The 12,967-nt window shown below is 67.1% G+C and carries 12 protein-coding genes; 6 read left to right on the top strand and 6 right to left on the bottom strand.

Annotated elements, in window-relative coordinates; translation table 11 throughout:
• Positions 1-56: 56 nt before the first annotated feature.
• Genes OXG83_08240 through OXG83_08230 form a run of 3 tightly spaced genes read left to right on the top strand, consistent with a single transcriptional unit; the run spans position 57 to position 1,101 of the window.
• Positions 57-311, top strand: a complete 255-nt coding sequence (locus tag OXG83_08240; GenBank protein ID MCY3965013.1) for a CopG family ribbon-helix-helix protein — start codon at positions 57-59, stop codon at positions 309-311.
• Complete coding sequence (locus tag OXG83_08235; GenBank protein ID MCY3965012.1) at positions 308-595, top strand: type II toxin-antitoxin system RelE/ParE family toxin; 288 nt, start codon at positions 308-310, stop codon at positions 593-595. Before OXG83_08240 ends, OXG83_08235 begins: the two co-directional genes overlap by 4 nt.
• Entirely contained in the window at positions 592-1,101 is a 510-nt protein-coding gene (locus tag OXG83_08230; protein MCY3965011.1) for a VOC family protein, read from the top strand. Before OXG83_08235 ends, OXG83_08230 begins: the two co-directional genes overlap by 4 nt.
• Before the next feature lie 71 nt (positions 1,102-1,172).
• Here the strand turns inward: OXG83_08230 and OXG83_08225 are convergent, their stop codons facing one another.
• Genes OXG83_08225 through OXG83_08215 form a run of 3 tightly spaced genes read right to left on the bottom strand, consistent with a single transcriptional unit; the run spans position 1,173 to position 5,618 of the window.
• Positions 1,173-2,819, bottom strand: a complete 1,647-nt coding sequence (locus tag OXG83_08225; GenBank protein ID MCY3965010.1) for a hypothetical protein — start codon at positions 2,817-2,819, stop codon at positions 1,173-1,175.
• 9 nt (positions 2,820-2,828) lie between these two features.
• Positions 2,829-4,226 carry an Nramp family divalent metal transporter gene (locus OXG83_08220; protein MCY3965009.1) on the bottom strand — a complete coding sequence of 466 codons (1,398 nt, stop codon included), beginning with the start codon at positions 4,224-4,226 and terminating at the stop codon, positions 2,829-2,831.
• The gene (locus OXG83_08215; protein ID MCY3965008.1) at positions 4,227-5,618 is read right to left on the bottom strand and encodes an Nramp family divalent metal transporter; all 1,392 of its coding nucleotides are present in this window, start codon (positions 5,616-5,618) and stop codon (positions 4,227-4,229) included. It lies immediately after the preceding gene.
• Between the two features lie 136 nt (positions 5,619-5,754).
• Here OXG83_08215 and OXG83_08210 point away from each other — a divergent pair, with 136 nt between their 5' ends.
• Positions 5,755-6,126 carry a copper resistance protein CopC gene (locus tag OXG83_08210; protein MCY3965007.1) on the top strand — a complete coding sequence of 124 codons (372 nt, stop codon included), beginning with the start codon at positions 5,755-5,757 and terminating at the stop codon, positions 6,124-6,126.
• Between the two features lie 22 nt (positions 6,127-6,148).
• Positions 6,149-7,030, top strand: a complete 882-nt coding sequence (locus tag OXG83_08205) for a CopD family protein (GenBank protein ID MCY3965006.1) — start codon at positions 6,149-6,151, stop codon at positions 7,028-7,030.
• An 18-nt stretch (positions 7,031-7,048) separates the two neighbouring features.
• Here the strand turns inward: OXG83_08205 and OXG83_08200 are convergent, their stop codons facing one another.
• The 3 genes from OXG83_08200 to OXG83_08190 form a co-directional block, all read right to left on the bottom strand.
• Positions 7,049-9,466, bottom strand: a complete 2,418-nt coding sequence (locus tag OXG83_08200; GenBank protein ID MCY3965005.1) for a TonB-dependent receptor — start codon at positions 9,464-9,466, stop codon at positions 7,049-7,051.
• 59 nt (positions 9,467-9,525) lie between these two features.
• Complete coding sequence (locus OXG83_08195; protein MCY3965004.1) at positions 9,526-9,966, bottom strand: rhodanese-like domain-containing protein; 441 nt, start codon at positions 9,964-9,966, stop codon at positions 9,526-9,528.
• Positions 9,967-10,090: 124 nt separating this feature from the next.
• Positions 10,091-11,689, bottom strand: a complete 1,599-nt coding sequence (locus tag OXG83_08190) for a hypothetical protein (protein MCY3965003.1) — start codon at positions 11,687-11,689, stop codon at positions 10,091-10,093.
• Positions 11,690-11,866: 177 nt separating this feature from the next.
• Here OXG83_08190 and OXG83_08185 point away from each other — a divergent pair, with 177 nt between their 5' ends.
• Complete coding sequence (locus OXG83_08185; GenBank protein ID MCY3965002.1) at positions 11,867-12,955, top strand: hypothetical protein; 1,089 nt, start codon at positions 11,867-11,869, stop codon at positions 12,953-12,955.
• The last annotated feature ends 12 nt before the right edge of the window (positions 12,956-12,967 follow it).

Genomic DNA, 12,967 nt, shown 5'->3' with positions numbered 1-12,967 from the left:
GTCGTATACTGAATGCAGATGAACGCAACGGAGTGCAGGAGGCTGCCTTGCCCACGATGACATTGCGACTTGACGACGACACGCACCGGCGGCTCGACCGGCTCGCGAAGTCGACCGAGCGGTCCAAGGCCTTTCTCGCCTCCAAAGCGCTGAACGAGTACCTGGACGTGAACGAATGGCAGGTTGAGGAGATCCGCCGAACTCTCGAAGAAGCCGCCACCGCGCCAGCGTCGGAGTTCGTCGAGCACGGCAGAGTGACTGCCTGGCTCGGGTCCTGGGGTTCCGGGAACGAGCGAGAACCTCCTCGTTGAGGATCGTCTGGTTTCGGAGCGCCATCGCCGACCTTGAGGAATCGCGGGCGTACATTGCGAACGACGATCCCGAGGCCGCGCGACGGGTGGCGTCCTCCGTCGTCAGCGCCGTCGACCGGCTCGCGCGACATCCGGCATTCGGGCGCCCCGGGCGGGTCTCAGGCACGCGAGAGCTGGTTGTTGCCGGGAGCCCGTACGTGATTCCGTACCGGGTCCGTGACGACGCGGTCGAGATTCTCCGCGTCCTCCACGCGAGGCGCCGGTGGCCGGACCGTCTTGCATGAGCGGCACCGGCCAGACCGTAGGCGTCAACGGGATCGCTCACATCCAGTTGACGGTTCGGGATCCGGGGCGGTGCCTGCCGTTCTGGGAGCGGCTATGTAACTTCCTCGACATGCGGACCCTGATCCGCGGTGAGGACGTGCTGTACTGCATCGGCAGCCGGACCGGCATCCTGGTGCGCGGAGCGCCGCCTGACAAGCGCGACCGAGGGTTCGACCAGGATCGGCCGGGTTTGCATCACTTCTGCTTCCGGGCCCGCAGCCGCGAGGATGTCGACGCGATCTACCGGTTCATCGAGTCGGAACTCGATGCCACGATCATCCACGGTCCCGAGGAGGGCGACCGGTTCGCGCCAGGCTACTACTCGATCCTGGTCGAGGATCCGGACGGCATTCGCGTCGAAGTGAACCACGTGCCGGGCAAGGGGCACTTCGGCGAGGGCGGCCGGCTGGGGCCGGGGGGGACGGGGGCGGCCACGACGTACGGCGATCACGGCCTGGGGGATTGAGTCGGGCAGGGATCGCGCTCGCCGCTTCGCGGCGTCGCGCCTCATGCCGGCCAGAAGGCCGGCGCACCCAGTTAGGGCAGGTCGATGACGTAGACGGTGTTGGCGGCGTCTCCGGCGACCCAGGCGGTCTCGCCGTCCGTGGCGATGCCGTTGAAGAGCATCGTGTTCGGGAAGGCGCCGCTGGGCGGCACGTGCAGTTCGAGGCCTTCCGCGACGGACTGCGTTTCGCCGCTCGCCGCATCGATGGCGACCACGCGGCCGGCGCCGGCCTCGACGACGTAGATCGAACCGTTCGCGGCGGCCAGGCCTTCCGGTTGATCCAGACCTTCGGCCACGGCTTCGGCACCGTCTTCACCGATGCGGAGCACGGTGCCCGCGAGGTTGTCGGCGACGTAGAGTGCGCCGGCCGCCGCGGTCAGACCGGCCGGACCGGAGAGACCCTCCGCCAGCACCCGTTTCTCCTCGGGGTTGCCCGGAGAGAAGGCGATCACGTTGCCGGCGCCCCACTGGCTGGCGACGACCTCGCCCTCATGCTGGATCGCGTCGATCGGGGCGGCCAGTTCGCCGAAGATTTGCACTAGCGCGTCCGCGGCAGGATCCCAGAGTCGAACGGCGTTGTCGAACCAGCTCGAGAGGATCAGATTCCCACCGTCCGCGGTATGGACCGACATCGATGTTCCGATGTCCGAGAAACCGATCACGTCGCGCACGACGCCGAGTTCGTCGCCGGTTGCCGGATCGAGCTGGCGCAGGGCGAAGAAGTCGGCGACCACGAGCCTGGTCGCGTCGCCGCTGCCGATGAGCGCAACACCCCCGGGCATGTTGAGTCCGCCCGCGAGCACCATGCGGTTCTCCTCAGGCGACAGGGCCTCGACGATGAAGCCATCGGCGAAGCTCGAAATGAAGAGGCGGTCGTCCGCGTCGAATGCGAAGTTGTCGAGCCCGGGCTGCACTTGGGCGACGACCTCCTTGCCGCCGTCCCCGTCGACGCGTACGACCTCGCCCCGGAGCGAGTCGAGCACATGGAGCACGCCTTCGCTGTTGAACTTGACCGCGGCGGGGACTTCGAAGCCGCTGGCGACCGTCTCCATCTCGCCGCTGTCGACGTCGACGCGGACGACCTCGCCGCGGAACCAGCGCGGACCGTAGAGCTTGCCGTCGGCGGAGCCCCAGTCCATGCCGTTCAGGCCGCAGCCCGGCCCGAGGTCGTCGCGGATGAGCCGCGGCTCCTGCTCGCCTGCCGGGTCCAGCTCGAACAGGTTCGTGTCCATGAAGCACTGGGAGACGAACAGCCGGCCGTCGTCCGAGAAGGTGATCGGATTGACCCCGACGCCCGGCGAAGCGACCACGCGGGTCTCGCCGGTGGGCGTTCGCATCGTCACGTCGCCGTTGCTGATGTCGGTCCAGTAGACCGAACCGTCCGGGCCGAAGGCCAGGTCGTCGGGCGACTGTGCCCCGTCGTCCAGCCCCCAGTTGTCGAGGATCTCGCCGCTCTCCGGGTCGATCCGCGCCACCGCGGGCGTCACCACGGAGGTCAGATACAGAGCGCCGTCGGGCCCGAACATGATGCCGTTGATGCCGCGGAAGCTGGCGCTTTCGCCGATCGTTCGGACGCCTTCGGCGTCCGCTTCCACCACGTCGCCGTCCGGGGAAGTGCATCCGGCCAGCAGGGTCAGGGCGCCAAGGCATGCGGCGGCGCAGGACAGTCGTAGAAACATGGTTGCTCCTCAGTTGAGAAATGGCTCGAGGACCACGTAGCGGATGACGAATCCGACGAGGGCCAACTCGACCAGGAAGATGGCCCAGATCGCGGCTCGGATCCCGCGGCTCGGGCGGATGCGGGGATCCATCCGCTTCTTCTGCAGCCAGAGTACGGCACCGCTCTGAATCGGCAGCAGCATCCCGGCGACCAGGGAGCTGATCGTGATCAGCAGTCGCGGGTTCTGGATCCACATGTAGACGATGAAGCAGAAAATCGGGACGACGGCGCAGTAGCCGCGGATCCAGAGCCTGCGGGCGGCCAGGTTCTGCCGCTTCAGGTAGCCCAGCTCCATGATGTAGTCGGGGATGTAGCGGGCTTCGCCGGCAATGAACGAGAACATCGTCGAGAACAGGATGCAGAAGGCGCCGACGCCGAACAGCCACAGCGCCCAGGGACCCAGGGTCTGGGTGAACATCTCGGACAGCATGGAGATCGTCTCCAGGCCGTCGGGTTCCTTGCCGAGCTTCTTCAGCACGCCGGCGCCGAGCATGTAGAAGGGCACCGTCGCGCAGGTCAGCAGGACCAGCGTGACCAAGACGTCCGTCTGCATGACCCTGATCCAGCCCCGCGCGCGCGTCTCCCACCCCGGCGCGTCGCTGCGGCCGATGAAGCTCGGATAGCCCTTCTCGACGCACCAGTACTGGTAGGCGGAGGTCTCGGCGGAGTTGACGCCCGTGTAGCCGTAGACGGCCATGGCGGCGACGATGAACTCGGGTGGGAAGCTGAACGTGAAGCCCGACGCAAGGTCGGCCCGCGTGACGGCGAACTCCGTGCCCTGCATCAGGATCGCGCAGACGAGCGTTGCGCCGGTGAAGATCATGACCAGCGGAAGCATCACGTTCTCGAGGACCCGGTAGGAGCCCGTGGTGAGGACGGCAATGGTGATCACGGCCAGCAGCCCGGCGGCCAGGGTCGACGGCACCTCCGGGACCAGCAGGGTCAGAGCCTGGCCGGCGCCGCCGATGATTCCTCCCATGCCCAGCAGACCGGGAACCAGGGCGATCAACGCGATAGCGACGGCGAAGCTGAGGTGGCCGCGGCCAATCCGGATCTGGAAGGGGAGGCGGTTCATCGCCCGCACGTAGGTGTCGCCCGAAACCAGCGTGTACCGGGCGAATTCCGCCTGGATCAGGGACTTGATCCAGCAGGAAAGGAGCACCCACCACAGCAGGACGAAGCCGGCCGCGGCGCCCAGGGTCGAAGTCAGGATCATCTCGCCCGAGCCGACGATCGCGCCGGAGATGACGACGCTCGGGCCGAGATAGCGAAGCCGCGTTCGCCAGCTTGTTGGCGGCGGGGCGGCGCCGCCCTCGCGGACGGTATAGGGATCGCTCCTCTGTTCGACGTAGGTGCCTGCAGCCATTCAGTCGAGAAACGGTCCAAGGACCACGTAGCGGATGACGAACCCCGCCAGAACCAGCTCGACCAGGAAGATGGACCAGACCCCGAACCGGATTCCGCGGCCGGGACGTATGCGGGGATCCATCCGTTTCTTCTGCAGCCAGAGCACGGCGCCGCTCTGCATGGGCAGCAGCATTCCGATGACCAGTGAACTGATCGTGATCAACAGTCTCGGGTTCTGGATCCACATGTAGACCGTGAACGCGAAGAGCGGGATCACGGTGCAGTAGCCGCGGATCCAGGACTTGCGCGCGGCCAGGTTCTGCCGCTTCAGGTACCCCAGCTCCATGATGTAGTCGGGGATGTAGCGGGCGCCGCCGGCGATCGAGGAGAGCATCGTCGAAAACAGGATGCAGAAAGCGCCGACGCCGAAGAGCCATAGGGACCATGGCCCCAGGGTCTGGGTGAACATGTCGGACAGCATGGAGATCGTCTCGAGGCCGTCGGGCTCCTGGCCGAGTTTCTTGAGCACCCCGGCGCCGAGGATGTAGAAGGGCAACGTCGCGCAGGTCAGAAGTACCAGGGTGACCCAGACGTCGGTCTGCATCACCTTGATCCAGCCCCGGGCGCGCTCCTCCCAGCCCGGTGCGTCGCTGCGACCGATGAAGTTCGGGTAGCCCTTCTCGACGCACCAGTACTGGTAAGCCGAGGTCTCCGAGGAGTTGACGCCGGTGTAGCCGTAGACGGCCATGGCGGCCACGAGGAACTCGGGCGGGAAGTCGAAGGTGAAGCCCGACGCGAGTTCGGCCCGCGTCACGGCGAACTCCGTACCCTGCATGAGGATCGCGCAGACCAGCGTGGCGCCGGTGAAGATCATCACCAGCGCCAGCATCACGTTCTCCAGGATCTTGTAGGAGCCTGTGATGAGCAACGCGATGGCCACGGCGGCAAGCACGCCGGCGGCAAGCGTGGAGGGGATCTCCGGTACCAGCAGAGTCATGGCCTGGCCGGCGCCGCCGACGATCCCGCCGAGGCCGAGCAGTCCCGGAACCAGGGCGATCAGGGCGATCGCGATCGGGAAACTGACGTGCCCGCGTCCGATCGGAATGCGGCCGGGGAGCCGGTTCATCGCCCGGATGTAGGTGTCCCCGGAAACCAGCGTGTAGCGCGCGAACTCCGCCTGGATCAGTGACTTGATCCAGCAGGAGAGAAGCACCCACCAGAGCAGGACGAAGCCGGCCGCGGCACCCAGAGCCGAAGTGAGGATGATCTCGCCCGAACCGACGATCGAGCCGGAGACGACGACGCTGGGGCCGAGATAGCGCAGCCGGCTGCGCCAGGTGACCGGCGGCGGGGCGGCGCCGCCCTCGCGGACGGTGTAGGGGTCACTCCGCGGAATGTTGGAGTCGCTCATCGGCTGTCGAACGGAAGTTGGGACTCTACACCGCCGGTCCGGGCCACGAACGGGCTGGTACTGTCAACAGCCGAGCGTGCCGGCACGGTCGCCGGCATTCCGCGGTTAAGGAGCGCAGGTAGGGAGGCCGGATCGGATGAAGCACCGAGGAATCGCACGGATCGGCTTTACCTTGCTGGCGGCAGTGCTCGCGACCGCCGCATACGCTCATCTCAAGGCGTCGAAGACGAGCCCCGAGGACGGCGCGACGCTCTCCGGGCCAGTGCGTACCCTGCGGGTGTGGTTCAACCAGGAGCCGGACGTGCCACTGAGCAAACTCGCACTCGAGGGGCCGGCGGGTCCGATGAAGGTCGAAGGTCTCCACACGATGGGTGAGAAGGACCTGATGGCGCGCGTTTCGGGCCGCATGCCCGACGGCGCCTACACCGCGCGCTGGAAGACGGCGGGCGACGATGGTCACGTCCTGACCGGCGAGTGGTCTTTCACGATCGACCGCGGAGGCCACTGAACCGATTGCGACGGTTCCGGCCATGAGTTGGGAGGTGGCCGGCCGCTGGTCGGTCTACGTTCCCCTGCTCCTGGTCTGCGGCGTCCTCGGCGTCTGGCTACTGGTCGTGGTGCGCGGTGCCGCTCTTTCGGTGCGCGATCCGCAGGTTGGGCTGCGGCGCCTGGGATGGCTGTTCGGCATGCTGCTGCTGGCGGCGGTGCTGCTCCGGGCGGGCTTCCAATCGATCGAAGTCTGGGGGCTGAGAGAGTGGCTCTCTTACGAGAATCTCCGAACCGTGGCTCTGGAGAGCCGTTGGGGCGATCGGTGGCAGTGGCAGGCCGCTGCGGCCGCCGTGACCGCCCTGGGAACCGTCGCCATGCTGAGGTCCCCGATGGCCGGCGGCTTGATCACCTCGCTCGGTGTGCTGAGCGTGGCCGCGGCGCTGCCGATGACCGGTCACGCCTACGGGAACCCACAGGCATGGGTCGCTCAGAGCGTCCACATCCTGGGCGCCGGGTTCTGGATCGGCACTCTGATCGTCGTGCTCCTGGTGCCGCTGGTGATGTCCGTACCCTCCCGGGCAGAGATCGCTTCGATGCATCGGTACTGGTTGCGGGCGTTCTCGCCTCTGGCGGTGATGGGCGCCTCGATGCTGGTTCTGAGCGGCGGGCTCCTCGCGTTCCTCTACCTGCCGGTCTGGGACATGCTGTGGACCGATCCTTACGGTCAGATCCTCCTGGTCAAGGTGGGCCTCAGCGTCTTCGTGCTCTTCTTCGGAGCGGTGAACTACCTGCGGATCCACTTCAGGCCCGACCTGCACACGGACCCCCTACCGAGGACTGTTGCACTCGAAGTCGTTTTCGCGCTCCTCGTGCTCGCCGCCACGGGACTGCTGACGAGCACGGCACAGCCCGACATGCACTGACTTCGCGGCGCGTGACGCTCAGAAGTTGATTCGGGTGCTGACGCCGACGGTCCGCGGCGGGTTCGTCAGGTAGCCGACCCGCGCTCGTGTACCTCGTTCCTGGTCGAGAGCCAGGAAGGCCCGTTCATCCGTCGCGTTGTTGACGAACAGTGCGACATCCCAGCGTTCGTTCAGGAAGCCGAGACGCAGATTCAGCAGGTCGTAGGCGGGCAATTCGGGGTTGAACCGGAACACGGATTGCGTCAATGGACCGCCGACCGGGTTCGTGGCGGACAGGGCCAGCAGATCGACGGTGCCGAACCCCGGGGCGTGGTCGCCGATCTGGGTAAAGCGGGAGCCGACGTGCTGGAAGGCTCCCGTCAGGTAGCCGGCCCAACTGCCGGCCTCCCAGCGGTACGTTGCGGCGACCGCTGCCTGGAACTTCGGCACCGTCGGCAGGCGGTTGCCGTTCTCGATGCCGGACACCACGCTGGTCGTGCCGTCGGCGGCGGTGGAGGTCAGGGTCGATCCGAGTTCGGAGTCGGAGTAGCTGGCGGAGATGGCGTAGTCAAAGGCCCCCGTGGGCTGAGCCGTCAGCTCGAGTTCCAGTCCCGTGCTGCGGGCATTGGGTACGTTGAAGATCAGGCGCGACGAGCAGGAGCCCGCGGTTACTGTCGTCTGCAGGTCCGAGATGTCCATCGTGAACGCCGCAACGTTGAACGTGCCGCGGCCGCCCATGATCGTGGACTTCGAACCCATCTCGACGTTCCAGAGTTCCTCGTCGTCCCAACTGTCCCGGCCGCTGAAGGTCGCGAGATCCTCGGGCGTGCAGACGGGTACGTTCAGCGGATCGTTGATGCCGCCGAGCCGAAAGCCCTTCGATACCTGCGCGTTGAGCTGGGTGTTCTCGCTGGCCTGGAAGCTGGCGATGAAACGCGGCGCGATGCCGTCCGCGCTGGTCTTCCCCCGGGTCGGCCCCGGATCGGCGAACAGGCCGTCGAAGAGCTGGGCGCGGCTTTCCTCGTAGTCGTACCAGCGCGCGCCCGCGGTCAGGTCGACCCGTTCGCTGGCGGTCCAGGTGATCTCGAAGAAGGCGGCGGTCTGGTCGAACTCGTAGTTCAGGTCGGAGTAGAACAGCTCGTCGACGGCGGCGCCGAAGCCGCCCTCGGTGGGAATGCCGGTCATCGCCTCGAAGCCGGTCACCGGAAGGCTCTGGCCGTAGTCCCGTTCGCTGGTGCTGTAGAAGACGCCCAGAACCCAGTGCGTGTACTCGTCGCCGCTCGCCAGCCGGAGTTCCTGGGTGAGGCCGGTCGCGGTCGTCGCGTCGATCAGAGGCGCGTCCAGCGTGTAGACCGCTTCGGGAAGGCCGATCGTGGCGCCGGCGACGCTCGCGTAGAGGGCAGTCGAGTCGCGCACGACGAGGACGTCGCGGTCGGTGGCCGAGGTGATCGAGGTGAAGTAGTAGCCGTCGGGGAGGTCGATCACGACCTTGAGGTCGGCGAGCAGGAACTCGTCGGTGTAGGGCTCCTCGAACTGGGTGAAGAGCTGGCGCTCGCCGAGATCCACGGCGGGACGGGTTGTCGTGTACGGGTTGGCCAGGATGTTGAAGTCGTCGATCCGGTTCCAGCCGTCCATCTCGACTTCCTGGTAGATCAGCCGTGGTGTGACCGTCACGTTCTCCGACGGCTCGAAGCGCAGCGCCCAGCGCGCGCCGGTACGTTCACCGGAGTTCACGTCCTCGTTGACGCCCAGGTCGGGCTGAACCGCGTCCATGAAACCGCCGAAGGCCGTGTGGTAGGCGGTGATCCTCATCGCCGATGTGTCGCCGATCGGCGCGTTGACCGCGACTTTCGCGGTGCCGCCCATGCCCCCGTCGCCGACCGAGTTGAGCGAGAACTCACCGAAGCCGTCGGAGACTCCGATTTCGGGCTGGTTCGTGATGTAGCGGACGGTGCCGGCAAGCGACCCGGATCCGAAGAGGGTCCCCTGCGGGCCTCGCAGGACCTCGACGCGCGACATGTCGAAGAGGTCGATGTCCGGCGTGAACAGGGAGAGGGAGATCACCGACTCGTCGAGGTAGATGCCGACCTGTTCCTTCACCCCGGGCTGGTCGCGGACAATCTGTCCGGAGGCGACGCCGCGCATGGCCACCTGGCTCTGGCCAGGGCCGAGGTTCTGCACGGTGAATCCGGCCACGTTGGTCGCGATCTCTTCCAGGTTGTCCACGCCCCGGTTCCGCAGCACCTCCTCGCTCGGGGCGACGACGGAGAAGGGGACCTCCTGCAGGTTCTCCTCGCGCTTCCGGGCGGTGACGGTGAGTTCCTCGGAGAAGGTCCGGCCAGGCATCGTCCGTGTTTCGTCGTCGGCTTCCTGCGCCGCGGTCGGAGTGGCGATCCCGCACCAGAGGATGACGAGTGCGGACACGAACGAGGGCCCGCGTAGAGAGGATCGAGTCATGCCAGTGCCGTATACGGTAGACAGCTCGCGCGGGTTGAGCTCGGTCGCTGAACGCTCGGTCATGGTCGCAGGTGAGGTGCGAGCAGCCTGCTCCACTGCTTGCCGTAGGGATGGACTTTCTCGGCCTCCGTCCCGTCGCGGTAGACGGGACGGCCCGAGTTGGCCCACTCGAAGATCGAACCTTCGAGGTTCCAGACCCGATCGCCGATCTCCGGGTCGTGCAACTGGATCAGGTCGGCGACCGCGGCGGACGACCGGTAGCCGACAGAGCAGTAGAGAACGATCGGCCGGTCCGCTTCCGTCTCGGCGATCAGGTCGGCGATGTCCTCACCCTGAGCGTGGACCGCGCCGGGCAGGTGGCTGACTTCGTACTCGAAGGGTTCCCGGACGTCGATGATCAGTGGTGGCGTCGCGTCCTCGAGCCGGCGATCGAGTTCCTCAATGCTCATCTGCGGAACGCCGGGAAAGCTGGCCCGTACCAGGGCCTTGAACTGGGACATGCTCGCCCCGCCGCACGCCGCGGCCAGAAGAAGAGCAATCGGCCAGAGCGTTGCCGCAAGCGTTGCCGGAGCCCGGACCCTCATCGTGGCCCGGTTTCTCTCGCGTCCGCGTGTGCCGGCGTCGTCACTCGCCGGCAGCGGCGCCCGTGGCTTCGGTCGACGTCACGCGGCCGGCGGGTTGGCCGACCATCTTCATCTCGAACGGCCGCTCCGTGCCGGCCCCCATCGTGATCGTGCCCTGGAGCGCCCCCTGCGCGTCGAGTTCCGCTTCGATCACCGTCGTGATGGCCGACGCCTCGGGCGTGGGGAAGTGGGTCGTCACCCGCAGGCGGTCGCCGGACCAGGCGAAGTCGTCGAGGGTGATCGTGAACATCTGCAGGCCGGATGCCAGGTAGAGGATGCCCTCGCCCTCGTGCGGCGCCCAGAACGCGATCGGCAGGAACCCGTCGGCCAGGAAGGAGGTTCCGCGGGGGTGCCGGGCGATCAGCTTGGTCAACTTGTCGACGTTTTCCTTTGGCCGGTGGTAGCCGCCGTCCTTGCGGACGATCTCCATGAAGCCGACGAACATCTCGTTGACCACGTCGCCACGGTAGATGATCTCGCGGGTCGGATCGGGGTTGGCCGGGTTGCCCTCCGAGTTGTCCCACACGGCCGTGACCTCGATCCGGCTCGAGGCCGGCAGGTCGATCGGCTCGGTGGGGTAGTACAGCCACTGCCAGTTGTAGTCGTACTTCGGCACGTCGAGCAGCGTCTCGGATGTGCCGTCGGCATGGACGATGCGGTAGGTCATCGCCTTGCCGCGAACGTGCATGTGGGGGCTGAAGGCGAGGATCTGCATGTCGTCGTCGGGCTGGAAGAACCCCTCTTCGGCGTGGTGACCGGCGCCCGGCGGAATCCGGATGCCGGTGTTGGCGACCGAGACGGTCGCCACTTCCCGCTCCAGTTCGCCTTCGCCGAAGTAGATCCCAATGCGGGTGACGTCCGATGTCGCTTCGCCGAACGGGTGGTAGTGGGAGTCCATCGTGATCGTCGTGCCTGGCCCGAGGACGCGGCCGGTGCCCTCCGGGAAGACGTAGGGAGGCATGCCCGCGGTCCAGATTCCGAACACGCCGCTGCCGGCGGCGCCCTCGCTCACCCTCTCGCCGGAACCAATGGGGCCGCCGCTCTCGCGCCGCGGCGTCGTGTACGTGGCCTGGAAGTGATGCGTGGCGCGGCGATCGCCGGGAAGGAACTCGATGGCCCGGACCCAGCGCTCCTGTTCCAGATCGAGCGCGATCCGCTGCTTGGGGAAGAGGTCCGGACCTTCCGCCGGCACCTCGATGCGGTCGAGCGTCAGCACGTAGTCCGGTTCGCCCAGCGTCCAGCCCTCGGGGAAGGTCGGCGCCGGCGGCAGGTCGGCGGGGTCGCCCTCGGGCGCGCCGCCTGCGGCCCAGCCCGCGATCGTTGCGATCTGTTCGGCGGAGAGGGAGAGGTCATTGCGGAACACGACGTGCTCCGACTCGGCGCTCCAGGGCGGCATATCGCCCTTCTCGATCGCCCGCGCCATGCCGCGCGCCCAGGGGCGGGCCTCCCGGTAGGAGAGCAGCGACATCGGCGCTGCCTGGTTCGGGCGATGACACTGGACGCACTTCTCGAACAGGATGGGCGCCACGTCACGGCTGAAGGTCGGCGGTTCGGCTGCGCCGGCTGCCGTCGCTGTGAGCAGGACGGTGCTGGTAACCAACGCGGCGGGCGTGTGCGGGCGTCGGCGGATAGGGGATCTCTTGAGCATGTTCGTCCCTGAGCTGATGGGTCTAACGATTGCGTTCAGTCTAACAAGCGGCGGCCCGACGTTCGTCCCGTGCGGTAGGCTCGATGACGCTTTCGCTGAGGTCCGTGGAGACGAAACGGAGGACACTCCATGCGCATCGATCGAGCCGCCCTGTCCATCCCTCTGCTCGCCGTTTCGGCGATGCTGATCGCGGCCCCGGCCGTGGCGGCGGGTGAAGACGACATCCCCCGCACAGCCAGCGGCAAGCCCGACCTGACGGGTCGCTACAACATCGCGAGTTCGACGCCGTTCGAACGGCCGTCGGAGTTCGGCGACAAGCTCTTTCTGACCGTCGAGGAGGCGGAGGAGATCATGGAGCGGACCCGCGCGGCGGTGGCCAGGTCCTACGCCGCCAGCGATCCGGAGCGGTCGGCTCCCCCGGCCGGCGGCGACGGCTCTCCCGGCGCCGCAGGCGCGGTCGGCGGCTACAACTCGTTCTGGACTGATCGCGGGAGCGCCCGCTTCGCCATCGACGGGAAGTTCCGCACCTCCATCCTGACCGATCCGCCGAACGGCCGCATGCCGGCGCTTTCGGAGGCCGGCAAGGCGCGCCGCGCCGACCTGCACCCGTACGCCTACAAGAACACCGGCAACGCCTGGTGGATCGAGACTGGCGACGATCCCTACGACGGCCCGGAGACGTTGTCGGTCCTCGATCGCTGCCTGTACCTGGGAGCGGCGGCGACTCCGGCCCGACCGATTCTCTACAACAACCTGAAGACGATCACGCAGACCGAGGACCACGTAGTCATCCTGATCGAGTGGATGCACTGGGCCAAGGTCGTGCGGCTGAACGCGGAGCACGCGCCGCCGGAGGTGCGTTCCCTGGGCGGCGACTCGATCGGCTGGTGGGAAGGCGACACCCTGGTGGTCGAGACGACGAACTTCCTCGCCCAGCCGGGCGTGCCGCGTGACGGCCTGAAGGTGGTCGAGCGCTTCGCCCGCCAGAGCGCGGACGGGCTGCTCTACGAGTTCACGGTTCACGACCCCGACTACACCGCGCCCTACAGCGGCGAGTTCATCTGGCCGCAGACCGAAGAGCAGAACTACGAGTACGCCTGCCACGAGGGCAACTACGCGATGGGCAACATCTTGCGCGGTGCGCGGCTGCTCGAGCGGGAGTACCTGGAGCAGAAGGCGCAGGCGGGAAGTACGGGGTCCGGCTCCGGACTCGAGTGATCCCAGGGCGTT

The organism is Acidobacteriota bacterium (genome assembly GCA_026707545.1).
In the GTDB taxonomy this organism is placed as follows: domain Bacteria; phylum Acidobacteriota; class Thermoanaerobaculia; order Multivoradales; family Multivoraceae; genus Multivorans.
The sequence above is the reverse complement of the archived record's forward strand: the minus strand, read 5'-3'. Positions and strand labels throughout refer to the sequence as shown.